The sequence below is a fragment of the Cupriavidus necator genome (genome assembly GCF_016127575.1).
In the GTDB taxonomy this organism is placed as follows: domain Bacteria; phylum Pseudomonadota; class Gammaproteobacteria; order Burkholderiales; family Burkholderiaceae; genus Cupriavidus; species Cupriavidus necator_D.
In genome coordinates this window covers 3519983-3544596 of sequence record NZ_CP066018.1, presented here as the reverse complement: position 1 = coordinate 3544596, position 24614 = coordinate 3519983, and the positions used below count along the sequence as shown (strand labels likewise).

The 24614-nt window shown below is 66.0% G+C and carries 22 protein-coding genes and 2 pseudogenes; 13 read left to right on the top strand and 11 right to left on the bottom strand.

Annotated elements, in window-relative coordinates; translation table 11 throughout:
- The first annotated feature begins 4 nt into the window (after nucleotides 1–4).
- From I6H87_RS16610 to rfbA, 3 genes are read left to right on the top strand one after another with little or no spacing between them, the layout of a single operon-like run.
- Complete coding sequence (locus tag I6H87_RS16610) at nucleotides 5–1288, top strand: oligosaccharide repeat unit polymerase (RefSeq protein ID WP_011615361.1); 1284 nt, start codon at nucleotides 5–7, stop codon at nucleotides 1286–1288.
- A gap of 23 nt (nucleotides 1289–1311) precedes the next feature.
- Nucleotides 1312–2598 (top strand): oligosaccharide flippase family protein, encoded by a 1287-nt coding sequence (locus I6H87_RS16605; protein WP_010812064.1) that lies wholly within the window; start codon nucleotides 1312–1314, stop codon nucleotides 2596–2598.
- A complete protein-coding gene (gene rfbA, locus I6H87_RS16600; RefSeq protein WP_010812065.1) occupies nucleotides 2595–3482 on the top strand; it encodes a glucose-1-phosphate thymidylyltransferase RfbA in 888 nt (295 codons plus the stop codon). Before I6H87_RS16605 ends, rfbA begins: the two co-directional genes overlap by 4 nt.
- 54 nt (nucleotides 3483–3536) lie before the next feature.
- On the opposite strand, the gene I6H87_RS16595 is transcribed toward rfbA, so the two are convergent.
- Entirely contained in the window at nucleotides 3537–4793 is a 1257-nt protein-coding gene (locus I6H87_RS16595; protein ID WP_051398480.1) for a right-handed parallel beta-helix repeat-containing protein, read from the bottom strand.
- A gap of 448 nt (nucleotides 4794–5241) precedes the next feature.
- Between I6H87_RS16595 and I6H87_RS16590 the strand changes: the two genes are divergently transcribed.
- Entirely contained in the window at nucleotides 5242–6333 is a 1092-nt protein-coding gene (locus tag I6H87_RS16590; protein WP_011615363.1) for an acyltransferase family protein, read from the top strand.
- A gap of 213 nt (nucleotides 6334–6546) precedes the next feature.
- Here I6H87_RS16590 and I6H87_RS16585 read toward each other — a convergent pair.
- Nucleotides 6547–6822: pseudogene (locus tag I6H87_RS16585) on the bottom strand (PDDEXK nuclease domain-containing protein); the annotation flags it as partial.
- Nucleotides 6823–6979: 157 nt separating this feature from the next.
- Nucleotides 6980–7120 (bottom strand): annotated as a pseudogene (locus tag I6H87_RS16580) (IS5/IS1182 family transposase); the annotation flags it as partial.
- 427 nt (nucleotides 7121–7547) lie between these two features.
- Here I6H87_RS16580 and I6H87_RS16575 point away from each other — a divergent pair.
- The 5 genes from I6H87_RS16575 to I6H87_RS16555 are packed head-to-tail and all read left to right on the top strand — an operon-like array spanning nucleotide 7548 to nucleotide 12726.
- Nucleotides 7548–8501 (top strand): hypothetical protein, encoded by a 954-nt coding sequence (locus tag I6H87_RS16575; RefSeq protein WP_010812070.1) that lies wholly within the window; start codon nucleotides 7548–7550, stop codon nucleotides 8499–8501.
- Nucleotides 8498–9388 carry a HesA/MoeB/ThiF family protein gene (locus I6H87_RS16570; RefSeq protein ID WP_010812071.1) on the top strand — a complete coding sequence of 297 codons (891 nt, stop codon included), beginning with the start codon at nucleotides 8498–8500 and terminating at the stop codon, nucleotides 9386–9388. The genes I6H87_RS16575 and I6H87_RS16570 overlap by 4 nt, the downstream gene beginning before the upstream one ends.
- On the top strand, nucleotides 9385–10608 hold the full coding sequence (locus tag I6H87_RS16565; protein ID WP_011615364.1) for a hypothetical protein: 1224 nt from the start codon (nucleotides 9385–9387) through the stop codon (nucleotides 10606–10608). The genes I6H87_RS16570 and I6H87_RS16565 overlap by 4 nt, the downstream gene beginning before the upstream one ends.
- The gene (locus I6H87_RS16560) at nucleotides 10605–11714 is read left to right on the top strand and encodes a GNAT family N-acetyltransferase (protein WP_011615365.1); all 1110 of its coding nucleotides are present in this window, start codon (nucleotides 10605–10607) and stop codon (nucleotides 11712–11714) included. The genes I6H87_RS16565 and I6H87_RS16560 overlap by 4 nt, the downstream gene beginning before the upstream one ends.
- 4 nt (nucleotides 11715–11718) lie before the next feature.
- Nucleotides 11719–12726: a hypothetical protein gene (locus tag I6H87_RS16555; RefSeq protein WP_011615366.1), complete on the top strand. Its 1008-nt coding sequence runs from the start codon at nucleotides 11719–11721 to the stop codon at nucleotides 12724–12726.
- Nucleotides 12727–12732: 6 nt separating this feature from the next.
- On the opposite strand, the gene I6H87_RS16550 is transcribed toward I6H87_RS16555, so the two are convergent.
- The gene (locus tag I6H87_RS16550; protein ID WP_011615367.1) at nucleotides 12733–14376 is read right to left on the bottom strand and encodes a c-type cytochrome; all 1644 of its coding nucleotides are present in this window, start codon (nucleotides 14374–14376) and stop codon (nucleotides 12733–12735) included.
- 70 nt (nucleotides 14377–14446) lie between these two features.
- Between I6H87_RS16550 and I6H87_RS16545 the strand changes: the two genes are divergently transcribed.
- Entirely contained in the window at nucleotides 14447–14683 is a 237-nt protein-coding gene (locus I6H87_RS16545) for a hypothetical protein (protein WP_136227769.1), read from the top strand.
- A gap of 84 nt (nucleotides 14684–14767) precedes the next feature.
- Here I6H87_RS16545 and I6H87_RS16540 read toward each other — a convergent pair whose 3' ends face one another.
- The 7 genes from I6H87_RS16540 to I6H87_RS16510 form a co-directional block, all read right to left on the bottom strand.
- Nucleotides 14768–15595: a class I SAM-dependent methyltransferase gene (locus I6H87_RS16540; protein WP_011615368.1), complete on the bottom strand. Its 828-nt coding sequence runs from the start codon at nucleotides 15593–15595 to the stop codon at nucleotides 14768–14770.
- Between the two features lie 89 nt (nucleotides 15596–15684).
- Nucleotides 15685–16029, bottom strand: a complete 345-nt coding sequence (locus tag I6H87_RS16535; RefSeq protein ID WP_011615369.1) for a Na+/H+ antiporter subunit G — start codon at nucleotides 16027–16029, stop codon at nucleotides 15685–15687.
- 10 nt (nucleotides 16030–16039) lie between these two features.
- Nucleotides 16040–16312, bottom strand: a complete 273-nt coding sequence (locus tag I6H87_RS16530; RefSeq protein WP_010812078.1) for a K+/H+ antiporter subunit F — start codon at nucleotides 16310–16312, stop codon at nucleotides 16040–16042.
- Nucleotides 16297–16800 (bottom strand): Na+/H+ antiporter subunit E, encoded by a 504-nt coding sequence (locus tag I6H87_RS16525; RefSeq protein ID WP_010812079.1) that lies wholly within the window; start codon nucleotides 16798–16800, stop codon nucleotides 16297–16299. The genes I6H87_RS16530 and I6H87_RS16525 overlap by 16 nt, the downstream gene beginning before the upstream one ends.
- Before the next feature lie 3 nt (nucleotides 16801–16803).
- A complete protein-coding gene (locus I6H87_RS16520; RefSeq protein ID WP_011615370.1) occupies nucleotides 16804–18345 on the bottom strand; it encodes a monovalent cation/H+ antiporter subunit D in 1542 nt (513 codons plus the stop codon).
- Nucleotides 18342–18710, bottom strand: coding sequence for a Na+/H+ antiporter subunit C (locus I6H87_RS16515; RefSeq protein WP_011615371.1), 369 nt, complete (start codon nucleotides 18708–18710; stop codon nucleotides 18342–18344). The genes I6H87_RS16520 and I6H87_RS16515 overlap by 4 nt, the downstream gene beginning before the upstream one ends.
- Entirely contained in the window at nucleotides 18710–21514 is a 2805-nt protein-coding gene (locus I6H87_RS16510; protein ID WP_011615372.1) for a monovalent cation/H+ antiporter subunit A, read from the bottom strand. The genes I6H87_RS16515 and I6H87_RS16510 overlap by 1 nt, the downstream gene beginning before the upstream one ends.
- A gap of 297 nt (nucleotides 21515–21811) precedes the next feature.
- Between I6H87_RS16510 and I6H87_RS34900 the strand changes: the two genes are divergently transcribed.
- The 3 genes from I6H87_RS34900 (at nucleotide 21812) to I6H87_RS16495 (ending at nucleotide 24602) form a co-directional block, all read left to right on the top strand.
- The gene (locus tag I6H87_RS34900) at nucleotides 21812–21994 is read left to right on the top strand and encodes an EAL domain-containing protein (protein ID WP_041687372.1); all 183 of its coding nucleotides are present in this window, start codon (nucleotides 21812–21814) and stop codon (nucleotides 21992–21994) included.
- 158 nt (nucleotides 21995–22152) lie between these two features.
- Nucleotides 22153–23580: an amidase gene (locus I6H87_RS16500; RefSeq protein WP_011615373.1), complete on the top strand. Its 1428-nt coding sequence runs from the start codon at nucleotides 22153–22155 to the stop codon at nucleotides 23578–23580.
- 68 nt (nucleotides 23581–23648) lie between these two features.
- The gene (locus tag I6H87_RS16495) at nucleotides 23649–24602 is read left to right on the top strand and encodes a Bug family tripartite tricarboxylate transporter substrate binding protein (RefSeq protein WP_011615374.1); all 954 of its coding nucleotides are present in this window, start codon (nucleotides 23649–23651) and stop codon (nucleotides 24600–24602) included.
- The last annotated feature ends 12 nt before the right edge of the window (nucleotides 24603–24614 follow it).

The window sequence follows — 24614 nt, the reverse complement described above, 5'->3', positions numbered from 1 at the left end:
TACGATGCCCAACACGCCCGATCACCATGAAGGCTATTGGTGGGAAGACCCCGCCAGGCTACTGCTGTACTTCATCCTGCCGCTATACATGCTGATTGCACTGGACCTGCTTGGCGAACAGAAGGCCATCGAGCGAGTCTACTTCACCAGCTTCCATGCTCTTGCCGGGGCCCTCTTTCTCGGTGTACTCACCGTCGCGGCATACGCCGAACGTATCCTCGTGCCGCCCGCCCGCGCCGAGCCCCCCGAAATTCCGGTACGAGTCCTTGATGCCATGTTCGGCCTCGCACTGGCCGGTTACCTGGTCATGATGGGCGGCGTGATCGCCCAACCTGCCATCCTCCTGTCCTTCCTGAACGGCGGAGCAAATACCTACGACGTCCTTGAACTGAAGGGCCGCATTGCCGGCATCAGCACGCTCACGCAAGCCACCGTGGCTTACGTGCCGCTGTACTTCTATGTCTTCCGCACGCCTGTGCGCGGCTTCAATCGTTACAAGGCCTACATGGTCGTGCTGGGCGTGCTGACGTTGTTGCGCAGCTTCATTTTTGCCGAGCGGCTCGCGCTGGTAGAGGTACTCCTTCCCTGGGCCCTGATGGCTGCCCGCTTCAGCAACCTCCCGAGGCACTCGGTGCTGCTCGCGCTAGGACCCTTCGCCGCGATCGTGCCGATGATCGGCTTCTTCATCGCGAACGAATACAGCCGCTCCTGGCAAACCTACTACGTCAACATCTACGACAACATCCTCGACTTCGCCCTTGAGCGGCTGGCGATGTATTACTCGACCGCGCTGAACAACGGCGCTGGCCTGCTGACGATCATGGGCTGGGGAACCGGCGAGCCAACCTTTACGTTCGACTGGCTCATCAGATTTCCCGTACTCGGGGAGTTTTTCCGGCCGCTAGTGGGTGGCGGCAACGGCTACGGGCTGTTTCTGAATAACTTTGGCGATCCCGAGTTCAACAATCCGTCCGGTATCTTCGTGCACTTCTACGAGTGGGGATGGTTCGCACTGCTGCTGGCAGCGCTCATGGGCTGGATGCTGGCACGCAGCTACGCCGGCTGGAGGGCGGGCGATGGCTTCTGGTGTTGCGCCCATGCCGTGCTGCTGGTGTCGCTGATGGAGATGCTGCGCGTGCCGAACCTGTTCAGCGGGCGGAACTTCGTGCCGCTCGCGCTGCTTTGGCTGGTCTTCCAATGCTTCGGTCAGCCGGCCCGACACCGGATCTCGCACAAGGTGCCCCCGCACCATGCCAGGCGCAGCGCCCCGCTACCGGGCCCACCATGACGTCTCCATATATCAACAAGCCCATGCCCCCATCGATCCGTGCGACCGCTGCCTACCTTCTCCTCATCCAGGCAGGCAACTACCTGTTCCCGCTACTGCTCTTACCGTTTCTGGGCCGAGTGCTTGGCGTCAAGGAGTTTGGCGTCCTGGCCTACTGCCAGGCGCTGGCGCAATACCTGATTCTGCTGACCGACTATGGCCACAATCTCACGGCGACCCGCCTGGTGTCCCTGCAACGCGACGATCCGCAAGCGGTAGCCGAGGTGTACTCAGCCACCATGGGCGCCAAACTGCTGTTGACCCTTGTGTCGGCGCTGCTCATGCTGGGCGCGGTGGGCATGGTGCCAAGCTTGAGGGAGCACTGGGAGATCCTGGCCGCGGCGTTCGTAGGCGTCGTCGCCAACGCGATCACTCCGTTCTGGCTGTACCAGGGGCAGGAGCGCATGAAGTCGCTCGTGCTGCCAAATTTCATCTCCAAGGCGGTCAGTCTTTCATGCGTCATCGCGTGGGTTCGGGGGCCCGGCGATGCAGCGCTGGCGGCGCTGGGGATCAGCATCGGCACTGCCATCCTGGCCGCCGCAGCGCTATGGGAGGTGCACCGGCAGCGCATTGCCACGCTGGTCGCCGTGCCAATGCGCGCGATCGTGGCGTCCTTGCGCGAGGGGTATCCAGTGTTCCTTTCCCTTGTGCTGGTCAGCTTCTACGTGAACTTCAACGCGATCCTGCTCAATTATTTCCACGGCCCGGTCGCGGTCGGGCAATTCTCCATGGCGGACAAGATCCGCATTGCGGGCCAGACTGTCTTTACCGTCATCGGCACCGCGTTCTTCCCGCGTATCAGCCAGTACAACGCCACGGATGCTGCCGCAGCGCAGGCGCTGATGCGCAAGGCCATGCTGGCGGTGTTCGGCAGCTCGGTGGCGATGTTCATCGCGATCGAGCTGTTCGCGGATCTTGGCATCCGGATGTGGCTGGGCGAACCGTTCCACGCCGCGATCTTCTTGCTGCGGCTGGAGGGCGTGCTGCTGCCGGTTACCAGCATTGCCTTTGTTTTCGGCAACCTTGGCCTGCTCGCGTTGGGGCGCCACCGCCTCGTGCAGAACATCTACGCGGCGGCGACGTTGCTCCATCTCGTTTATGTGGTCCCGCTTGTGTGGTACCTGGGCGCCGAAGGGACGGTGATTTCCGTCATCCTGACTGAAGCGTTCGGAGCCGCGGCCTTCGCGGTCTGCTATCGCCGCGAAACAGCTTCCAGCGCATCGATCCTGAAGATACAGGAAAGACCATCCACGACGGAGATTCAGGCATGACCCGAAAAGGCATCATTCTGGCCGGTGGATCCGGCACCCGACTGTATCCGGTCACGCAGAGCGTTTCCAAGCAACTGCTGCCGGTCTACGACAAGCCGATGATCTACTACCCGCTGTCAACGTTGATGACTGCCGGCATTCGCGACGTGCTGGTCATTTCCACCCCGCAGGACACCCCTCGCTTTGCCGGCATGCTCGGTGATGGCAGCCAGTGGGGTCTCGACATCCGGTACGCGGAACAGCCTTCGCCCGATGGGCTGGCGCAGGCATTTATCATCGGACGTGAGTTTGTCGGCCGGGATCCATCGGCGCTGATCCTCGGCGACAACATTTTCTATGGGCACGATCTCGCCAGACAACTGACCCGGACGAGCCGACGCGAGGAAGGCGCCACGGTATTTGCCTATCACGTCCACGATCCCGAGCGGTATGGCGTGGTCGAATTCGATGAAGACTTCCGCGCATTGTCGATCGAGGAAAAGCCCGCTTCGCCACGGTCCAGCTATGCGGTGACCGGTCTGTACTTTTACGACCATGAGGTGTGCGACATTGCGGCAGATATCCGGCCATCTGCCCGCGGCGAACTGGAGATTACCGACATCAATTCGCGCTACCTCGCAGCGGGCAAGCTAAGCGTCGACATCATGGGCCGCGGCTATGCCTGGCTCGACACCGGCACGCATGATTCGCTCATCGAGGCGGCGCTGCTGGTCTCCACGTTGCAGAAGCGCCAGGGGCTGATGGTGGCATGCCCGGAAGAAATCGCGTACCGTCATCGCTGGATCGATGCAGAGCAGTTGAGTCGGCTCGCCTCCCCGCTCGTAAAAAGCCACTACGGCAGATACTTGCTGCAACTGTTGGCGGAAACGCCGCGGGTCAGGTGACCATCTTGCGCAGATTGCGCCAACCGGGGGCGAAGCGCTGTGCGTGGGCTTCCCTCAACCCGAGCGTGCCTGGCACGCTGGCATCGAGGCCTGCAGGCCTTGGCGCAGGGAGGTACGCACCGGCGGCAGGCGGCCCGCGTCCGCGCCGGAAATCGGGATGGTGCCCGCGCTGGAACATCCTGGTGGGGCTGCGAGGCTCACACCATCGAGCGTATTGGCGTCGCAGATAAACTGCGTCGCCGTACAGTTTCGGTACTGCAGCGACAGGGCGAGGCCACCGATCGCAGCAAAGCGGTTGCCTGAGACGCGGACGCCGCAAACATTGTTCATGGCCCGGAATCCGTCGAACCTCGCGCGCGTTACCTGGTTTCCCGTCACCAGTACCTGCGTCACTGCTCCGCTGCCCGTGTTGATGTCGATAGCTGCATGGCCTGCGGCGGGACGGTCGTTCCCAGGTTGTGTCGCGTTCTGGTCGTCGGAGATGATATTGTTCGCGACCAGGACATTGGTCACGCTGGCCGTACGGTAGCCATCCTCCTGCGCCACCAGCACCGCCGCAGCCTTCTGCACACCTTCGATCCGGTTGCCGGCGACCGTCACGTCGGCACCGCCGACGATAGCAACGCCCCTGCCCCACGCGTTGCCTGCCAGATAATTTCCCGATACGTAGATGTTCTGGCTGAGCACACCGTCCCGCTGGTAGCTGACGATCCCCACCATGTCGTCGCCGGTGGCGGTGACCGCGTTGTCCTGCACGAGCACGTCGCGTGAACCGCCTGTGATGTGGATGCCGTCGGCCAGCGTGCCATGGACCTTGTTGCCGACCAGCGCAATGCTGCTGCCGCGCGAGACAAAGATGCCGACACTCGCACCGCCATTGATGTTGACATCGAGCACCTGGATGCCCTGTCCGTCCACGGCGACCTTGGTCGACGTGGCCGACTCGAGCCGCTGCGTGCCGATGCCCGTCAGCGTCACGCCAACCAGCGTCGAGTTCGCGCCAGTCATCATGATGGCCTGCTCGTCAGGGTTCGTGGCGACCAGCGTCGCGCCATAGCCCGATACCACAACCTGCTCGCCGCGCACTGCAAGCACGTGGCCCACCACATAGGTGCCCGGCGCCAGCACCAGGCGCTGTCCCGCCTGCAGGTTGTCGAGCGCCGCCTGCAGGCTATCTGCCTGGTCTGCGCCGCCGGGTGCAGGCTGCACCGATACATCGGCCGTCGCGCCTACCGCGGCGAACGCGCGGACCGAAGCTCGCGGACTACCGGTCAATACGGCGACAGTACCCGCGACCAGACCTGCCAGCATGGTGCCTGCGACGCAGGCTCTGCGTAGGGATGACTTCACGATGGCCTGCCTGGCTCAGCATCGATCACGGCCTTCAACGGGTTGCCGGGATGTTTCATCGCTGCCGCCTCCATCCAGTGCTGGTCGATTTTCCGCTTGCATCATAGCTTCTAAGGCTGACAGGAACGGCCGCCTGTCCGGAAGTGCCGAGAACTTGGCGGATATTGACGGACGTCGCGCGCATGCGCGGGGTAAGAAAGTCGGCCGAGAGTCGCATCGGCAGCAACGGTTGCCGTGTCGGCGCGATACGACACCGCCGTTCGCCTCACTGGCTATTCCGCCAATCCCTCGGCGCTATCGGACATGCGCCTGATTCTGCCCAGACTGCGGTCTATGCTTGCCGGAAGCTAGCGGAAGCTGTCGGCGTCGTTCCGTCAACCGAGGCCGGCTTAATGAAAAAGGGGGGCATATGAGGCTCGCGCACGTCGCCGGGGGAAGAAAGGACGAAAACAATTTCAACCTGATGCGGATCACAGCCGCGCTCGCTGTGCTTGTCACCCACAGTTACTCACTGGTCTCCGGCGACGTCAATGACGAGCCCTTGCGCAGGCTGATCGGGGTGACCCCCGGAACGATTGCCGTCGACGTGTTTTTCGTCACCAGCGGCTTCCTCGTGACCAAAAGCCTGCTGACGCGCGGAAGCGTGCTCGAGTTCCTGTGGGCGCGCTTCCTGCGGATCTATCCGGCGCTGCTTGTCATGGTCACGCTGGTGGTGTTCGGCCTGGGCATGGTGTTCACGGCGCTGCCGGCCTCTGCATACCTCATCGATCCGGCAACGCGCCAGTTCTTGCTGAAGACGACCACGCTGGTCGCCGGCGCAGTCTATCCCTTGCCCGGTGTATTCGCGATCAATCCGTATCCGGATACGGTGAATGGCTCGCTGTGGACCATGATGTACGAGATCCGAATGTACTTCGCACTGGCCGCGATATGGGTCATCTCCATGGTCGCATGGCCCGCTCACCAGCGCGCGTTCCGTGCGGCGGTACTGGTGGTCACGGCGGCCTCGTTCCTGTATTGCGTCTTCGCAATCCTCGGCGGCTCTGCAATGCAGAAGACAGCATTGCCGCTGATGTTCTTCGCGGGCGCCAGCCTGTTCATCCTAAGCGCGCACGTGGAACTGTCCGCTCCCGTCGCGGGGCTGCTGCTCGCCGCCGTCGTCGGCAGCGCCTTCGTGCCGAATCACCATGTGTTCGCGCTGATGTACCTGTTGGCAATGCCATACCTGGTGCTTTTTGCAGCGTTTCTTCAGTTACCTGCCCTGTTCCGCTACAACCGCCTGGGCGACTTTTCGTATGGCATCTATATCTACGCCTTCCCGATCCAGCAGTCGATCGTCGCCTTGTTTCCAGGCATCTCAGTCATGATGTTGCTCCTGTCTTCCGGTGTCGTGACGCTGGCGCTTGCGGTGCTGTCGTGGCATCTGGTAGAGAATCGTGCGCTCAAGCTCAAGGCCCCTCTGGTCGGGGCGACCATGCGCGCGCTGGGGCAGGCGTCATGATGGGCCGCGGCTGAGCATCTCCGAAAGTCAAGTTGAGGCCCAGCCGAGCCAGAGATCTTCTGCACTGCCCCGGGTAGGGGTATCAGCGCGCCCGTCATGGGGCAATCTATATGAACGCGTCTCACCCGTTTCTTTGCTTTCGTATCGCACGGCTTTCTGGCCGGTATTCTGGCCAGCTTCTGGCGCCCAGGCCGTGTTGACAAGGGCGTGGGCTGGTGGATCTTCGATGGCCTGCGGCTTGCGCTGCTTGGCGAGCCAGCGAAGGTAGAGCTCCATCTGTCCCTCGTCGGCGGCCTTGAACTCGCCCAGCTTCATCTCGATCGCCACCAGGCGTTTGAGCCGGCGATTGTAGAACAGCAGGTCGATATAGAAGTCGTCGTTGTCAATCTGCAGCCGCTTCTGGCAAGCAACAAAGGTGAAGCCTGCTCCGAGTTCCAGCAGAAAATGCTCCAGCTCGCGCAGGATGGCGTCCTCCAGGTCGCGCTCTAGCAGGCTGTTGAAAAGCACTCCGTCACGAAGGGCGCAGCGCAGCTAAACACGACTCAACATGCAAATGGCCGCTGAATTCCTACCATGCCATGCAATTGGGTGCCCCAATTCCGAGGCGCGCCAGCATGGCGCCGTGCGGCAGCCCCGCTTTGGCCGCTCATTGCACCGCTCCTCGCGGCACCGCAGCCAGTATTCGTGCAATTCGGGTCAAATTGCTGGCGATCATCGTCAGCTTGAAGTGTTGGTCCACGCGTTCGAGGCCACGATATACAGTTTGTCGAAGCCGTCCGACGTCGCGCAGCATTACGTCGATGCTGCGCTTGAGCGATTGCTCGAGGGCAAGCCTGAGCGGGCGGGCATCATCCTTGAACCAGCCGTTGTCACCGGTGAAGGGCTTTGCCTCGGCGCTAGCGGAGATATACCGGGTGCTCCATACCTGAGCGCCCGATGCATCCTTCAGCGTGGTCTTTACCACCACGTAGGGCCGCACGTCGGTGGGCGTGTGAGCTTAGCATTGCTGCTTATGCCGGAAACCTCAGCGGAAAGTGGGGTTGTCGTGGACGCACAACGCCGCTGATCCGCCCCTCGGAGTTCTAAAGGCGAACGCCCGCCCCCCTGCGCTTGCTTTGTCCCGCCCGTGACACCGGGGACGTGCTGTTATATGCTCCAAGCCACACTTGCCTTTCAGGCCGGCGACACAAGAACAAGGCACCAGCCAAACCTGCATGTTCAAATTCATCGGGCATTTTCGACAACGGCTGCGCTACCTGGACCTGAGCCTGAAGGCCAGCCGGTCCGTCCGGATCCGGGTCGTCGAGCGGCCCGGCTTGTGGATGGATGCCCGGCAGCTCGAAGCCATGCTGGCCGAGATGCGCGGCATCGTGCAGCGGGGAATCGGCAAGGACCTCGATTACGGGGTGCTTTCCGGCGATCCTGAAAGGCTGCGGCGGGCCGTGATCACGCTGCTTTATGACCGGGACAGCGGCCAGCCGATTGCGTTCAATGCGCTGTCGGTCATGCCGATCGAGGTCAAGGCCCGCCCGGTCGAGGCGATTCACCTTGGGCTGGTGATGGTCGATCCGGGCTATCGCACGCAAGGACTGTCCTGGGTGCTGTACGGGCTGACCTGCATCCTGCTTTTCTTCCGCCGCGGCCTGCGCCCGATCTGGATCAGCAATGTGACCCAGGTGCCGGCGATTATCGGCAAGGTCGCCGAGGTCTTTGTCACGGCCTATCCCAATCCCTTTGAGCCGTCGCGGCGCAGCTTTGAACACCTGAGCGTGGCCCGCGAGATCATGAAATCGCATCGGCATGTCTTTGGCGTTGACGGGGCGGCGGGATTTGACGAGGCGCGGTTCGTGATTACCGATGCCTATACCGGCGGCTCGGACAATCTCAAGAAAACGTTCGAGCAGGCGCCGAAGCATCGGGACGAGCGCGCCAACGAACTCTGCCGGCGGGAACTCGATTACCAGCGCGGCGACGATTTCCTGCAGGTCGCCTGCCTGGACCTGGCCAGCGCGCGGAAATACCTGTTGCGGGAAGTGCCTCGGGACTCGTTGCCCGCCATCCTTTATCAGATTGCGTTCCTGGCTGTCGGTCGGATCGTCCTGCCATTGTTCCACTGGCTGAATCCGCGCGAGCCGCTGGGAGACCTGCGCGCTAGGAAGAGTCAATGATTCCACCGTTCTCCTACGAGGAATTCACGACCCGCAACATCGGTTTCGTGACCGACGCGGAACAGCAGCAATTGCGCAATGCACGGGTGCTGATCTGTGGCGTCGGCGGCATGGGCGGCGCCTGCCTGCAGGCGCTGGCACGGGTGGGCATTGGCGGCTTTGCGCTGGCGGACTTCGATGCGTTCGACGTGTCGAACCTGAACCGCCAGGTGTTTGCCAGCCTGGATACCGTTGGCGTGAACAAGGTCGAGGCCACCGTGGCGCAGATCCGGCGCATCAACCCGGAACTTGCCATCGAGACCTTCGGCGCCGAGTGGACCGACAGGCTCGACGACCTGCTGGGCCGCTACAAGATCGTGGTCAACGGCATGGATGACATGGCCGCGGGCCTCGCGCTCTATCGCAAGGCGCGGGAGCATGGTGCGACCGTCATCGACGCCTATACCGCTCCCCTGCCCTCCGTCACGGTTGTCCGTCCGCAAGATCCCAGGCCCGAGGAGCGTCTTTCCTATCCCACGGCCGGCATTGACTGGAAGTCCCTGACGCCGGAGCTCAGGCAGGAATGCCTGGGCAAGGAACTGGAATATGTGATGGTCAACTCGAGTTCGGTCCGGCATGTGGAGCTCGGCATCGCCAAGGACCTGCTGACCGGCAAGCGCAAGCGCATGTCGTTTGCGCCGATGGTGATCACCACCGGCAACCTGATGGCGTTCGAGGTGATCAAGCTGGTGCTCGGTCGGCGGCGGCTGGCCGGTGTGCGCGGCTACTTCTTCAATCCCTGGACCATGCGTGTCGAGACGCCGCGCAATGCGCTGACGGCATGGGCCGTGCGCGCGCTGGTACGGCGCTTCATGGCGAGGTTGATGCGAGATGAGGATTGCGCGTGATTGACGCCCTGGCAAGCGATGTCGCCGTTACCTGGCTCGGCGCGGTGGGCTGCGGGCTCTGCCTGCATTTCCTTTGGTCCCGGCGCGAGGCCGGGGCCGGCACGGGCCTGTTCCTGTTCGGGGTGCTGACGGCACTGCTGGCAGTCCGGGGCTTTTCCTGGCTGATTGGCGGCACGCTGCTGGCGCAACTGGTGTTTGCAGCGGCAACCCTGTTGCCCATTGCCATGACCCTGTTTGCCGAGCACCTGGTGCGGCGCCACCACCCGTTGTGGCTTAAGCTGCTGGCGCTGGGCGTGTCGGTGGTGTTCTTCGTCATCAATCTCTTTACCGATCTGTCGGGCAATACGCCGCTGCTGCTGATGTTCCTTGGCTGCTTCGCCGTGGTGACCGCAAGCAATGGCTGGTTCCTGCTGTGGCTGCGCGATGCCGAGCTGTCCGACAACGAGGCACGCCTGGCCCGGGCGGTAGTGGTGGTCGTGGCCCTGGCCGTCCCGCTCGCGGCCACCGACTTCCGCGAGGAGCTCGGCCATGTGCCGGTTCGCCTGGGGGCGCTCGGGGCGCTGGCATTCGTCTATGTGTTCCTGAACCTGTCGGAATCGCGGCGGGTCGTGCGCGGGCTGCTGGTGCATATCGCAGCCGCCCTGCTCTTCGCCGTCGTGCTGGCCAGCGTGATGGCGCTGGCTTCGCGCGGGCCCGGCCCGGGCTTTGCCGAGGCGGGCCTGCGCAGCATGCCGGTTGCCATTGCATGGGTGCTGCTGACGGCCATTTTTGTCCGCATTCGCGCCGTTTCGCTGGCCGGTGATGGCAACGCGTTCCTGCGCTGGCTGCTCCATGCCCGGCTGGATACGCCAGAGGGTTTCCTGCATTCGCTCAGGCGCCTGCCGCAAACCGCCGACCATGTGGTGCTCGGCAACACGGAGCTTGCTGATTACGCCCTCGACGCGCTGTTCGACCTGGCCGGAAAGCGGCGGGAGCCCGTGTCGATCGGCGACGCCAGGGCGTGGACCAGGATCCGGGAAGGCGATCGGGTCGAGGCCGCGGAACAGCTGGTAGACCTGCTCGAGCGCCATGAAATGACCCATGCCCTGCTGATCGCGCGCCAGCCCGCGCAGGTGGTGTTGCTGAACCTGCCGCAAGGCGCCAACGCGGCGATCGGCGAGCTGCGCGCGGCGGTGATCCTGCGGCTGGCGCGCCATCTCGGGCAGCGGGAGGCGGCATGACAACCGTGCTGCGTGAAGGCGATTTCGACGCGTTCTTCGAGGCGCCGTTTGCCTGCTATGGCCGCGATACGCATTTTGTCTCGCCGATGAAGGGGGATCTTGCGCGCGCGCTGGACCCGGCGAAGAACCCGCTGTTCCGGCAGTTTGCGCGCCGCACCTGGTTCACCGCCCATCGGGACGGGCGGATCGTGGGCCGTATCCTGGCCCATATCCACGATGCATCCAACCAGCAATACGCTCAGAAGCGCGGCTGCTTCGGCATGTTCGACTGCGTCGATGACGTGGAGGTCGCGCAAGCGCTGCTCGACGCGGCGGCGGCCTGGGTGAAGCGCAACGGCTGTGACGAACTGGCTGGCAGCTTCAACCTGACGATCACGCAGATGATCGGCATCGTCACCGAGGGCTTCGAGCATCCGCCATACACCTACCAGGAATACACGCCGCCGCATATTGCCAGGCTGCTCCGGGCATGCGGCTTCGAGCCGTTCTTTCCGATGCGCACGTTCGAGCTCGACGTGCGCAGCTACGATCCGCAGCAGTTGATCGGCAACAAGCAACGCGCGCTGCTGGATGATCCCGCCTGGCAATTCAAGCCGATCCGGCGACGCGGCTTTGACCGGCGCCTGCTGGAGGCATGCGCTGTCCTGAACGATGGTTTCTCCGGCAACCCGATGTTCGTGCCGCTGACGGAGGAGGAATTCCTGTTTCCCTGCGCCGGCATGATGTGGATCATCGACGAGCGGCTGTCCTATACCGCTTATTTCAACGGGGAGCCGGTCGGGGTGCTGCTGTGCGTGCCGGATCTCAACCCGTTTCTGCGCGCCACCGGCTTCCGCCTGAAGCTGTCCACGCTCTGGCATCTGATCAGGTTCCGCGCCAGCCGCAAGCGTGCGGCGATCATCTTCTTTTCCGTGCGCAGGGACTACCACAGCCGCGGCGTCAACGGCGTCATGCTGCACCATCTGCTCACGGCGATGCGCGGTGCCGGGTACTCGCACCTGGGCATCAGCTGGGTGTCGGATTCGAATGGCGCCAGCCAGAAGCAAATGGAGAAGATGGGCGCCAGGCCACTGCATCGGCTGCATCTCTTCAAAAAGGCCATCTAGCGACATGCTCACGCGCGATCAGCATCTCACCCTGCTTGCACAGGCTGGCCGCGCTCCCAGCGCGCACAATATCCAGCCCGCGCGCTGGCGCTTTGCCGGCGACAAGGTTGAACTGCTTGAAGACCCTGCGCGATGGCTGTCCGTGGGCGACCCCACCGGGCGGGACAACCAGATCGCCCTGGGCATGGCCTGGGAAGGCATGGCCATGGCGTTGTCGACGCTCGGGTTGGGGCTCACGCAGCCCGTGGTCTCCGGCCTGCCCTACCCTCCCGCTGCCCAGGGTCTGCGCCCGGCCGCATCCGGCCTGATCACATCTGGCGCAAGCCCGGATCCCCTTGCCGCCTTCGTGGACGCGCGCCGCGCCTATCGAGGCAAGTTTCTCCGTGCGACCCCGGCGCAGATCAGGTCGTTGGGCGAATGCGCTGCGGCCCACGCGGAGTTCGTCACGCTGGCCAGCGAGAACAGCACGGCGCAAATCGCCAGATGGTATGACGACGCCGCGGCTGCGGGATTGAATGACCCGCGGTTTGCCGAGGAGCTTTACCACTGGCTGCGCTTGTCACCGCACGATCCAGGCTGGCCGCGCGACGGGCTTTCGGCCGAATGCATGGCACTGTCGCGGTGGGAAGCCTGGGGCGCGTCAATTGCGCTGAGACCTCGTGTGCTCCGGCTGCTCTCGGCGCTTTCGCTGACCCGCCTGCTGACATCGGAAAGCGCAAAAGTGAAAAGCGCGGCGCGGATCGTCCTGATCCATGCCGCACCCGAGGTCACGAGCTTTGATATCGGGCGCCGCTGGTACCGGTTCTGGCTGGCCATGACTGCCAGGGGCTTTGCCGGCGTGCCGATGTCGGCACTGGCCGATTCACCTGGCCATGCCGCCATGCTTGCCGAAAGCCAGCGCTTGCCGCGGGGGAATCGGCTCGTCAATGTGATGCGCTTCGGGCCGGTGCCGGACCGTGGCATTGCGCAAAGCGCCCGGCTCCCAGTCGCGGAACTGCTGCAGGATTCCTGACGGCAGCTAGAGCAATTTCAGGAATTCCAGCAGCGCATCCTTGTCGCTTTCGGCAAGGGTCGAGAATTCCTTCTCGTGGCCGCGGTTGTCGCGCCCCGCCGTCGCCGTGTCGTAGAGCACGGGTTTCGACCACGGCCGGTAGCTGGCCGGATAGGTCCAGGTACCGGCCGCATCGAGCCTGCCGGCGATGCCCAGCTTGTCGTAGTCCAGGGCATGGCCTCCGACCCAGAAGCGCCTGGGCCGCGCCTGCGGATGCATGAGATGCCAGAGCGTGGGCACGGAGCCGTTATGAAGGTATGGTGCCGTCGCCCACACGCCGGAGAGGATGGGCGCGACATAGCCACTGGTGTTTGCCGCGTCGATATGCCTGCCCAGCTCGGAGCGCGAGATGGCTTGCAGCAGGCCGGGATCGATTGCTTGCCAGCGCGTCGGGTCAGTCCCGATATCCGCCTGTGCCACCAGCCGGTTGGGGAAGCTGACAAGGCGCGGGCGCTCTGGGTCCTGGCTGTAGCTGCCATGGCACTGGGCGCAGTTGGCATCAAAGACGGCGCGGCCGCGCGCGGCGCGGGAGCGGTCAACCGGCCCCGGAAACGGCGGCGGGGTGTAGCCCGCCATGAACCGCATGACGTCTTCCACCTGCGGAATCGCACGGACGGCGCGATCCGGTGGCATGCCCATGGTCGGCACGGTGAAGAAGGCCACGATATGCGCCAGCCGCCCGGCATCGTTGGCGGCACCGGGTGCCACTGGCGCAAAGCGCGGCGCGCCCTTGCTGGTATAGACGCCGTCATAGAGCAGCGATGAGCGCAGGCTGCGGTAGCCCAGTTCCGGAATCGAGGTGGAACCACTGGCGGCCGTGCCCGCCGAGAGCAGATGAAACTGGAACTTGAGTGCCGCGACCCCATTGGTGCTGCCGGCCGCGCCGTTGCTGAACGGCAGCGGCTCGTCACCGCTGGCTTCGAGTTCCGCCACCCGTTTTACCAGCCGCGGCCAGACGAATTTCCGGATGGTATCCAGTTCCTCGTTGCTGGTTTCGGGGTAAAGCTGGTGGATGGCGGAGAGGAGCTTTTCCGGATCGGATTTCACCTGCTTCACCGCCTGATAGACCGCGGTGACGAAGGCATCGAGGTTGAGGGAGGTATTCGGCAGGCCCAGCCAGACATCGTTGGTGGGACGCCCGTCCATGTCGTAGGTGATGCCCGCATGGCACGATGCGCATCCCAGGTTGGACACTTCCAGGCGGATCTTCGGGAGATCCCGGCCGATCACTCCGCTGACCACGCCCAGGGGCTTGTCGAACCTGGGCTGTTGCTGGCGCGGCCAGTTGCGGATCGCATCGGGATAGATGAAGCCAAACTCGCGCAGGGCCCGGCGCAAGGCGTCCTGAGTGACCGGAACGTTGGGGCCGCCGGCCAGCAGCAGTGCGGTCGTTGCCAGCTTCCACGGTAGCGCATTGGTCTCAAGGGTATCGGTGCTCAGGCCGCCGAAGTCATCGAAGACAAAGCGCGCCGCCCCGAGGTCATCGGCACGATCCCCGGCCCGGAAGTCCCGCATGACCTCGGATTCGCCCTCAGCGTAGCCGCGCAGGAAATCGCATCCCGCCAGCAAACCTATCAGCAGACCGATCGCGAGCACGCGTACAAGGGGCATCGTAGTCATCGTCCGACAATGCGCGCCAGGGGAATCCGGACCGCGCCGCGCTGATGGTAGCCGACCATGCATGCTGCCTCAATCCAAGCGCTGCAGCCAGGCCACTGCCCAGGTGGCGCTGGTCGACAGCACCAATCCGATCGCGACCGGCACGGTGAAGCGCAGGCCGCCCGCCGCGGATGCCACGATCTTTCCCGGCGGCGGCCTGGCTGCGCTCGCGCTCCAGCCCGATCGCCAGGCCGATGCCCAGTGCCACCGATGCGGAAATGATCATAGAGTCCATGGCCACCGCCCAAGGGTCCTGTAGTCGTCATGAGCCTGGCTACAGTATCGGCGCAAGCGGCGATTTGCGCACGCCCAGCGATGACCTGCGACCAACTGGCGGGCAGCTTTATCCGGCGGGCGCCGTTACCATCACCACGTGCGCCTGCATCGGACCGGCCAATGGCCCGTCGCCATAAGCCTCCAGGAGCGCCTGTTCGCAATGGTCGGTTGCCCGGCCGAGCGCATCCGGCCCGCGCCGCTCCAGGTCGGCGCGCAGCGGCGTGCCCTGGCAGAATGCCACCGCCGGGATGCGGGCGGCGCTGGCGCGGCTGGTTGCCGCGACGGTTTCAAAGACCGGGGAGGACTGGAATCCGCCAAGGCGCAGGTCCTGCTCGATCGCGGCCTGGCTGTGGTAGCCATGCGGTACGCGGGCCATGAACTCGGGCGGTGCGTCGGGAAACAGCGTGGCGAGTGCCCCGGTGACATCGCGGGCAAAGGCGTTGAATTCCAGCTGGTCCCAGACATTGAAGATCAGGGTGCCGCCCGGCACCAGCACGCGGCGGGCTTCGGCGAAGGCGCGGCCCTTTTCGGGGAAGAACATCACGCCAAACTGGCAGGCGACCATATCGAAGCTGGCATCGGCGAACGGCAGCGCCATGGCGTCGGCCTCGCGCCAGTGCACCGGGCGGCTCGTGCCGGCCTGCTCCGCCCGCGCCAGCATCGGCGCGTTGAGGTCGGTGGCAACGATCAGGGTCTCGGCCGGCAGCCGCCCGGCGATTTCCCGGGTCAGCACGCCGGTGCCGGCGGCCAGTTCCAGCACCCGGCGCGGCTGCAGCGCGGCGATGCGGGCAGCCATGTCGGCAGCGTATGGCGCAAAGATCATCGGCACCATCAGGGCCTCATAGACTTCCGGAATCGCGCCCGCGAAGACTTTGTCCGAGTGTTGCAAGTCCATGAAACCCCCTGCCCTGGCGTGGAAGATGCCGGCATCGCCTGACTGGGTGTAGGACACATTGCGGCGAAAGTAAACCGTCGCGGCCATACCTAGTCGCGGATGCGCGGCATCCAGCCGCTGCCGCGCGTGCGCGGATCCACCGGCAGCTGGCGCTGCAGCGCGGCCTTGGCCAGCATGTGGGCACTGATCGGCGCGGTCAGGAACATGAAGGCGGTCACCAGCAGTTCATGCAGGCTGGCATCGCCCCGGAAGCTGAAGTACGCCACCGAGGCCAGCACTACCCCGCCCACGCCCAGCGTGGTCGACTTGGTCGGCCCATGCAGCCGCATGAAGAAGTCCGGCAGCCGGAACAGCCCGACCGCCCCGACCAGCATGAACACGCTGCCCACCAGCAGCAGCGCGCACACGATGAATTCCGCAACAGGATGCAGCATCTGGCGTTCCCTAGTATTCGATGATGTCGCCGCGCTGCAGGTACTTGGACAGCGCCACGGTGCCGACGAAGCCCATCACCCCGATCAGCAGCGCGGCCTCGAAGAACAGCGCCGAATCCAGGCTGATGCCTAGCACCACGATCAGCGCGATGGCGTTGATATTCAGCGTGTCCAGCGCCACGATGCGGTCCGGCAGGCTGGGTCCGCGCAGCAGCCGCGCCAGGGTCAGCAGGAAGGCCAGGCCCAGGATCACCAGGCAGACCGGTATCACGATGGCAAGCATTGGAAGATCTCCTTGAGCGGGGTTTCATAGCGCGACTTGATGAGCTCGACCAGCGCGGCCTCTTCCTCCAGGTCCAGCACGTGCACGAGCAAGGCGCGGCGGTCGTCGCTCAGTTCTGCGCACAGCGTGCCGGGGCTGAGCGAGACGATGCTGATCAGCGCGGTGGTGGCAAGCTCGTGCTCGACATCGAGCGGCACCACGATAAAGGCGGGGCGCAGGCGCGCGGTGGGGCCCAGCACCATGATGGCCACTTCCACGTTGGCTTTCACGATATCGAACAGCACATGGATGCTGAGCCGCAGGATCAGGTCGGGCCGCGACAGGCGGAACGCGCCCAGCACCAGCCAGCGGTCGGCCAGCCGGCCGATGGCCCAGCCCAGCAGCGCCCCCAGCAACCAGTGCCCGGGGGCCAGGCTGTTGGTCAGCAACAGCCACATGATCATCAGGATCAGGCTCAGCCACGGATGGGGAAGCAGACGCTGCAGCATGGCTTACCCCGGCTGCCCGGGCAGCACTGCCCGGAGATAGGCGGCGCGGTCCAGCAACTGCGCCGCCGCGTCGGCCACATAGTCGCTGACCGGCCGCGCGCATGCCGTCAGCGCGATATTGCCCGCCAGCAGCAGTGCGCAGCAGGCCAGCTTGCGCGCATCGGGCCGCACGCGCACGCGTGCCGCGCCGGGATGGTCTTCGTCTAGGTACTCATTCCCTTCCGGCACGTGCTCGGCCTCATGCGGCAGCCGCCACAGCAGCCGCGTGCCGGTGCGGGACACGGCAACCAGCAGCAGCAGGCCCGACACCAGCACCGCGGACCACAGCGCCGGCACCCACGGCGGCGGGGTCGCGCGCAGCACCATGGCCTTGCCGAGGAAGCCCGACAGCGGCGGCAGCCCCACCGCTGCCACCACGCCCACCAGGTACAGCAGCCCGGCCAGCCGCGAGGCACTGACCGGGGCCCCGTCCTCGCGCCCAGGCTCCGGCTCCAGCGCGTCGGCCAGCAGGAACAGCGCGGCGGTGCACAGCGTGGTGCTGAGCAGGTAGAACATCGCCGCGGCCCAGCCGGCTTGCGTCTGCATCGATACGCAGGCGGCCAGCAATCCGACCGATGCCACCACCAGGTAGCTGGTCATCGCGCGCAGCGTGCCGGCGGCGACGGCGCCCAGCGCGCCGACCGCGAGCGTGATCAGCGCCAGCAAGAACACCCAGTCATGCAGGAACGGCCCCAGCAGCCCTTGCGGGCCGCCGAAGATCAGCGCATCGCAACGCAGCATCGCGTAGATGCCGACCTTGGTCATGATGGCAAACAGCGCCGCGACCGGGCCGGTGGCGCTGGCGTAGGCGCGCGGCAGCCAGAAATACAGCGGGAACAGCGCCGCCTTCAGCGCAAAGACCAGCATCAGCATGGCGCCGGCGGCCACCGCAAGCGGCTGGTCCTGGGCCGGCAAGCCGGCCAGGCGCAGGCCCAGGTGCGCCATGTTCAGCGTGCCCGACAGCCCGTACAGCACGCCAACCGCCACCAGGAAGAATGACGACGCCACCAGGTTCAGGATCACATAGTGCAGCCCGGCGCCGATGCGCGCCCGCCCTGCCCCATGCACCAGCAGGGCATAGGACGCGATCAGCAGGATCTCGAAGAAGACGAACAGGTTGAACAGGTCGCCCGCCAGGAAGGCGCCGTTCAGGCCCATCAGCTGGAACTGGAACAGCGCATGGAAATGCCGGCCCTGCCGGGCCGTGCCCTCTCCCGCCGCCGCCAGCGCGGCGACGGCCAGCACCACGGTCAGGGCCAGCATCATCGCACCGGTGCGGTCCAGCTGCAGCACGATGCCGAACGGGGCCGACCAGTTGCCCATCGCGTAGACCACGATCTCGCCGGTAGCGGCCTGGCGCAGCAGGTGCACTGCCACTGGCGCCAGCAACAGCGTGGCCACGGCGCAGACGATGCGCTGCGCGCGCAGCTGCTGGGCCGGCATCGCGGTCAGCAGCGCACCGGCAAACATGGGGATCAGGATGGGCAGCAGCACGGCGTGGTTCATGGCCGCGGATCCTGCTTGCCGCCATCGGCGGCGCGCTCGTCGGGCTGGCCGGCGGCGTCGACATGGTCGCTGCCGGTAAGCCCCAGCGAGCGCAGCGCCAGCACTACCGCGAACGCCGTCATGCCGAACGCGATCACGATGGCGGTCAGCACCAGCGCCTGGGGCAGCGGATCGGCATAGCTGGCGCCCGCCACGATCACCGGCGGCCGCCCGATCGACAGGCGCCCCATGCCCAGCAGGAACAGGCTGACCGCATACGACAGCAGCGTCAGCCCCAGCACCACGGTGAAGACGCGCTCGCGCAGCAGCAGGTAGATGCCGCCCGCGGCAAGGATGCCGATGGTGATGGCGTAGAGCGCGGCCATCAGGCGTCCTCCGCGGCCTGTGCCGGCGGCAGGTTGCGCACGCCCAGGTGCGATACGATCACCAGCGTGGTTCCCGTCACGGTGCAGAAGACTCCCAGGTCGAAGATCATCGCCGTGGCCAGTTCCACCTCGCCGATGCCCGGTATGTGGAAATGCCCGAAGGCGGTGGTCAGGAACGGATAGCCGAAGGCCAGGCTGCCCAGTCCGGTCAGACCCGCCAGCAGAATGCCGCCGCCGGCAATGGCGCGATAGTCCGGCGCAATGCGCGCTTCGGTCCAGCGCACGCCGCTGGCAACGTACTGCAGCAGCAGCGCCACCGATGTGATCAGCGCCGCGACGAAGCCGCCGCCCGGCAGGTTGTGCCCGCGCAGCAGGATAAAGACCGCCACCAGCAGCGTCAGCGGCAGCATCAGCCGCGCCAGCATGGCCAGCAGCAGCGGATGCGCCTGGCTGCTCCACGGCAGGCCATCGGGCGCTGCCGACGGCGTGTCCAGCCGCATGCCCTTGAGCAGCGCCTGCACCGCCAGCCCTGCAATCAGCAGCACGCAGATCTCGCCCATGGTGTCGAAGCCCCGGAAATCCACCAGCAGCACGTTGACCACGTTGTGCCCGCCGCCGCCGGGCACGGACTGGTCGATGTAGAAGGCAGACACCGGGTCATACGGCCGCGTCATCACGGCGTAAGCCGCCACTGCCAGCAAGGTGCCACCGCCGAGCGCCAGCACCGCATCCCGCCCGCGGCGCGCAGCCCCGGCGCGCTCCGGCGTCTCGTGCGGCAGGTAGAACAGCGCCAGCACCAGCAGCAGGATCGTCACCACCTCAACCGAGATCTGCGTCAGCGCCAGGTCCGGCGCGGAGAACCGCAGGAACGCCATCGACACCATCAACCCGCAGCCGCCCAGCAGCACCAGCGCGAGCAGCCGCTGGCGGTGCGTCACCACCACGCCCACCGCGCACAGCCCGAGCAGCGCCAGCGTGGCAGCCCCGATCAGGTCGATGGCGCCCGCCGGCACGCTGCCGCCGAGCCATTCCAGGTCGGCCAGGAAGTATGCCGGCACGGCCAGCAGCGCCAGCAGCATCCAGGCGACATAGGTCTGCAGCGAGCCGTTCTCGAGCCAGCGCGTGACGGCAGCGGCAAAGCGTTCCAGCGCATGCATGCCACGCTCGAACGACTGGCGCGCGCTCAGGTGGTCGATTGCCTGCTGCAGGCGCCGCAGCGCGTCGCGGCGCAGGAAGAACAGCGCCGCGCCGCCGGCCATCGACACCAGGCTCATCAGCAGCGGCAAATTGACCCCGTGCCACAGGTTCAGGCTGTACTCTGGCAGGGGCGCGCGCAGCGTGGCAAGCGAAGCCGCCGCCAGCAGGTCGCCCACGGTATAGGCCGGCACCAGCCCGACCACCAGGCAGATCACCACCAGGAACTCCACCGGCACCTTCATGAAGCGCGGCGGCTCGTGCGGCGGGTAGTTGGGCACGTCGGGCTGCCGGGCGCCGAAGAACACGCCGTAGATAAAGCGCAGCGAATAGGCCATCGTCAGCGCCCCCGCCAGCGTCGCCGCGGTCGGGATCACCCAGTTGAAGTCGCCCAGCAGGCCCTGCGCCAGGGTCTCGCCGAAGAACATTTCCTTGCTGAGGAAGCCGTTGAACAACGGCACCCCCGCCATCGACAGCGATGCCACGATGGCCAGCACTGCGGTGTGCGGCATGTAGCGCGCCAGCCCGTGCAGGCGGTCGAGGTCGCGCGTGCCGGTCTCATGGTCGATGATGCCGGCCGCCATGAACAGCGACGCCTTGAACACGGCGTGGTTGATGATATGGAAGATGGCCGCCACCGTGCTGAGCTGGGTATCGAGCCCGAACAGCAGCGTGATCAGGCCCAGGTGGCTGATGGTGGAATAAGCCAGCAGCCCTTTCAGGTCCCGCTGCAGCAGCGCCAGGCCGGCGCCCACGATGAGCGTGGCCAGCCCGGTCATGCTGACCAGGTAGAACCAGCTGTTGGTGCCGTCCAGCACCGGATAGAGCCGCGCCAGCAGGAACACGCCGGCCTTGACCATGGTGGCCGAGTGCAGGTAGGCCGAGACCGGCGTGGGCGCGGCCATGGCATGCGGCAGCCAGAAGCTGAACGGGAACTGCGCTGACTTGGTGAAGACTGCCAGCAGGACCAGCACCAGCATCGGCAGGTAGAGCGGGTGGTGCTGCACCTTGCCGGCCTGCGCCAGCACCACGGACAGCTCGAAGCTGCCGCAGATATGGCCCAGCAGCAGCACCCCGGCCAGCAGCGCCAGCCCGCCGCCGCCCGTGACCGCCAGCGCCATGCGCGCGCCCTGGCGCGCATCGGTGCGCCATGACCAGAAGCCGATCAGGAGGAACGACAGGATGCTGGTCAGCTCCCAGAACACCACCAGCAGCAGCAGGTTGCCTGCCAGCACCACGCCCAGCATGGCCGCCATGAACAGCAGCAGCAGGCAGAAGAAGCGCACCGCGGATTCATTGCGCGCGAGGTAGTAGCGCGCGTACAGGATCACCAGCAGGCCCACGCCGAGCACCAGCAGCGCAAACAGGTACGACAGGCCGTCCAGCCGCAGCGACAGGTCCAGCCCGAGCTGCGGCAGCCACGCCACGCGCCAGCCCAGCGCATGCCCCGGCTGCTCGAAGACCGCGCCGCGCAGGCTCAGCAGCAGCACCAGCGCGGCCAGCGGCAAGCCGATGATGACAGGCGCCAGCATGCGCGCGGCGCGCATGCCGATCAACCACGTCAGCGCCGCGGCCAGCAGAGGCAGCGCGATCAGCAGCACCAGCGCCATGCGCCCCCCTAGCCGTTGCCCGGGATCACGGCCGGCGTGTGCCGGGCGGCAAGCCGGGCCGATGGTGTGGGTCTTGCAAATGGGGCGGTGGTCATGGGCCAGGTCCTCTGTGCGGGCAGTCGTTCCCCCTACTTTCCGGATTCTGCCGGCATTGCGCAAGTCATGCGTGCCTTATTGCGCGGCGCACGAAAAAATTCATCGCCTTGCAAAAGGAATCTGAATACGCGCGGCGACGGCGCGTGCTGCGCAGCAGCGCCGCCGCGTAGTACCATCGGCCGCGAGGCGGCTTCCAGCTCGGTGGCGCCGCACATCATCGCCATGGCGGAGGCGCTGGGATTCGAGGTCGTGGCCGAGGGCATCGAGCAGCAGGCGCGCTTCCTGCGAGAGCGCGGCGCGCAGTTCGGCCAGGGGTGGCTGTTTTCACGCGCCTTGCCGGCAGACGGCCTGCAGGCCTACCTGTCATCGCCGGCGCGCCCCTGAACGGCAACGCGTAGCTGGCCGAACGCTTCCTCGCCGACGGCACTTGGCGGCGATAGTCCCCGCGTGCGCGGGCCGGTTGTAAGATGCCAGCGTATCGCCATCACGCCTGCGCGCGCCGATACCGGCACGCGCGGCCATCTTCAGGAGACGCCCGTCCAATGAGCGAAGCGCTTTGTCTTGCCAGCGCCGCCGAACTGCAGCAGCGCATCCGGCGCAAGGAAATCTCGCCGGTGGAACTGACCGCTGCGGTGCTGGCGCGCGCCGAGCGGCTGCAGCCGGTGCTGAACTGCTTTATCACGCTGTGCGCGGACGAGGCCATGGCCGCGGCGCGCGCGGCGGAAGCGGAAGTGATGTCCGGCCGGCCGCTGCCTCCGCTGCACGGCATTCCGTTTACCGCCAAGGACATCGTCAACACGCGCGGCGTGCGCACGACCTTTGGCGCCGTGCCGATGCGCGACAACGTGCCGGCCGAAGACGCCGTGGCGGTGGCGCGGTTGCGCGCGCAGGGCGCGATCCTGGTCGGCAAGACCACCACGCCGGAATTCGGCTCCAAAAGCCTGACCGATTCGCCGCTGTTCGGGCGCACCCGCAATGCCTGGCACGCCGAGCGCACCAGTGGCGGCTCCAGCGGCGGCGCCGCGGTGGCAGTGGCCAGCGGCATGGCGCCGCTGGCGGTGGCGACCGATGGCGGCGGCTCCACGCGCATTCCTGCCGCCTGCAATGGCGTGGTGGGCATCAAGCAGAGCCAGGGGGTGATTCCGCACAGCCAGGCGCAGGACCTGTTCGGCAACCAGACCTACGTGACGCCGACCACGCGCACGGTGGCCGACACCGGCCTGATGCTGCAGGCCATGGCCGGCGAACACCCGTGCGACCCGTGGTCGATCGGAGTGCCCGCCGCCGACTACGTGGCCGCAGCGCAGCCGCAGGGCGACCTGCGTGGCCGGTGCATCCTGTATTGCCTGGCGCCGCCGGGCCGTCCGGTGTCGGCGGACGTGGCGCGCGCGTTCGAGGCCAGCCTGGACAAGCTGCGCGCACTGGGCGCCGAACTGGAGCCGTTCGGCGGCGAGGGGTTCGACGTCGAGCCCGTCTGGCGTGCCATCAACCACACCGTATGGCGCACGCGCTTTGCGCCGATCGTGGCCCAGCACCGCGAGGCGCTGAGCCCGACCTTCGTGCGCCAGGTGGAATCCGCCGCCGCATTCACCGCAGTGGAATACCAGCAGGCGATGTTCGAGCGCTCGCAACTGTTCCTGCGCGTGCAGGCGCTGCTGGGACGCGCCGACCTGCTCGCCATGCCCACCATCACACGCACCGCGCTGCCGCTGGAGCAAGACCTGTTCGGCCAGATCGAAATCGACGGCCAGGACTATCCCGATGTGCGCGCGAACTGGTTCCCGTGGACCATGCCGTTCAATATGACTGGGCATCCGGCCATCAGCCTGCCCTGCGGCTTTGGTGGCGACGGGCTGCCGATCGGGCTGCAGCTGGTCGGGCAGTTCCGCGGCGACGCGCAGCTGCTGCGTGTGGCGGCCTTGTACGAATCGGTCCATGACCTCACGGGCCAGTGGCCCACCCTGCCCTGACACTCTCTCAACATCGTTCCCTGACTGCCATGACTGATCAAGTCCGATTGACGCGCCGGCTGCTGGCCATGACCGCCGTCGCTGCCGCCACCTTCGCCATGACCGCTCCGGCTAGCGCGGCCGATGCCGAGCCGATGCATATCATCGTCGGCTACGCCCCCGGCGGCGCCGCCGACAGCCTTGCCCGCCTGTATGCCGAGCAGCTGCGCCAGGACGGCCACGGCACGGTGGTGGTCGAAAACCGCCCCGGCGCGTCGGCGCGCCTGGCGCTCGACTACGTGAAGCGCGCCAGGCCCGATGGCAAGACCGTGTTCATCGGCCCCTCGCCCCTGTTCACGATCTTTCCGCTGACCTACAAGAAGCTGTCTTACGACGCCGACAAGGACCTGGTGCCCGCAGCGGTACTGACCGATGTGCCGACCGCGGTCGCGACCGGCGTGCAGCAGCCTTACCAGAACATGAAGGAATACGTGAGCTGGGCCAGGCGCAACCCGGGCGGCGCCAGCCTGGGCCTGGCCACCATCGGCAGCGCCGGCCACCTCGGCACGGTGGCGCTGGGCAAGGCCGAAGGCATCGCCATCACGCCCGCGGCGTATCGCGGCGCATCGCCGATGCTGGTGGATGTGGTCAGCGGCAATGTGTCGATCGGCTGGGATGCCGTGGCCAGCATGATGCCGCTGTACAAGGGCGGCAAGCTGCGCTTCCTTGGCGTGAGCGGCACGCGCCGCGCCAAGGCGCTGCCCGAAGTGCCCACCATGAAGGAACAGGGCTTCAGCCAGTACGACCACGCCACCAGCTGGTACGGCGTGTTCGTCCCGGCAGGCACCCAGCCTGACGTGGTGGCGCAAGTGGAAAAGATGTTCCTCGCGGCCTCGGCCAACGCCGCCACCGCGGCCAAGCTGGAAGCGCTGGGCCTGGAAGTGGTGGCGCGCCCCGGCCACGAAGGCCGCCGCCGCATCCAGCTGGAACGCGCCGCCTGGAAGCCGATCGTGGAGGCGACCGGCTTCCAGGCCGAGGACTGAGGCCCGGCCCTG

Excerpts from the sequence above, each read along its gene's own strand:
- I6H87_RS16610 (WP_011615361.1), top strand. The coding sequence starts at position 5 with ATGCCCAACACGCCCGATCACCATGAAGGCTATTGGTGGGAAGACCCC.
- I6H87_RS16605 (WP_010812064.1), top strand. The coding sequence starts at position 1,312 with ATGCCCCCATCGATCCGTGCGACCGCTGCCTACCTTCTCCTCATCCAG.
- rfbA (WP_010812065.1), top strand. The coding sequence starts at position 2,595 with ATGACCCGAAAAGGCATCATTCTGGCCGGTGGATCCGGCACCCGACTG.
- I6H87_RS16595 (WP_051398480.1), bottom strand. The coding sequence starts at position 4,793 with ATGCTGGCAGGTCTGGTCGCGGGTACTGTCGCCGTATTGACCGGTAGT.
- I6H87_RS16590 (WP_011615363.1), top strand. The coding sequence starts at position 5,242 with ATGAGGCTCGCGCACGTCGCCGGGGGAAGAAAGGACGAAAACAATTTC.
- I6H87_RS16575 (WP_010812070.1), top strand. The coding sequence starts at position 7,548 with ATGTTCAAATTCATCGGGCATTTTCGACAACGGCTGCGCTACCTGGAC.
- I6H87_RS16570 (WP_010812071.1), top strand. The coding sequence starts at position 8,498 with ATGATTCCACCGTTCTCCTACGAGGAATTCACGACCCGCAACATCGGT.
- I6H87_RS16560 (WP_011615365.1), top strand. The coding sequence starts at position 10,605 with ATGACAACCGTGCTGCGTGAAGGCGATTTCGACGCGTTCTTCGAGGCG.
- I6H87_RS16555 (WP_011615366.1), top strand. The coding sequence starts at position 11,719 with ATGCTCACGCGCGATCAGCATCTCACCCTGCTTGCACAGGCTGGCCGC.
- I6H87_RS16550 (WP_011615367.1), bottom strand. The coding sequence starts at position 14,376 with ATGCCCCTTGTACGCGTGCTCGCGATCGGTCTGCTGATAGGTTTGCTG.
- I6H87_RS16545 (WP_136227769.1), top strand. The coding sequence starts at position 14,447 with ATGCTGCCTCAATCCAAGCGCTGCAGCCAGGCCACTGCCCAGGTGGCG.
- I6H87_RS16540 (WP_011615368.1), bottom strand. The coding sequence starts at position 15,595 with ATGGACTTGCAACACTCGGACAAAGTCTTCGCGGGCGCGATTCCGGAA.
- I6H87_RS16535 (WP_011615369.1), bottom strand. The coding sequence starts at position 16,029 with ATGCTGCATCCTGTTGCGGAATTCATCGTGTGCGCGCTGCTGCTGGTG.
- I6H87_RS16530 (WP_010812078.1), bottom strand. The coding sequence starts at position 16,312 with ATGCTTGCCATCGTGATACCGGTCTGCCTGGTGATCCTGGGCCTGGCC.
- I6H87_RS16525 (WP_010812079.1), bottom strand. The coding sequence starts at position 16,800 with ATGCTGCAGCGTCTGCTTCCCCATCCGTGGCTGAGCCTGATCCTGATG.
- I6H87_RS16520 (WP_011615370.1), bottom strand. The coding sequence starts at position 18,345 with ATGAACCACGCCGTGCTGCTGCCCATCCTGATCCCCATGTTTGCCGGT.
- I6H87_RS16515 (WP_011615371.1), bottom strand. The coding sequence starts at position 18,710 with ATGGCCGCGCTCTACGCCATCACCATCGGCATCCTTGCCGCGGGCGGC.
- I6H87_RS16510 (WP_011615372.1), bottom strand. The coding sequence starts at position 21,514 with ATGGCGCTGGTGCTGCTGATCGCGCTGCCTCTGCTGGCCGCGGCGCTG.
- I6H87_RS16500 (WP_011615373.1), top strand. The coding sequence starts at position 22,153 with ATGAGCGAAGCGCTTTGTCTTGCCAGCGCCGCCGAACTGCAGCAGCGC.
- I6H87_RS16495 (WP_011615374.1), top strand. The coding sequence starts at position 23,649 with ATGACCGCCGTCGCTGCCGCCACCTTCGCCATGACCGCTCCGGCTAGC.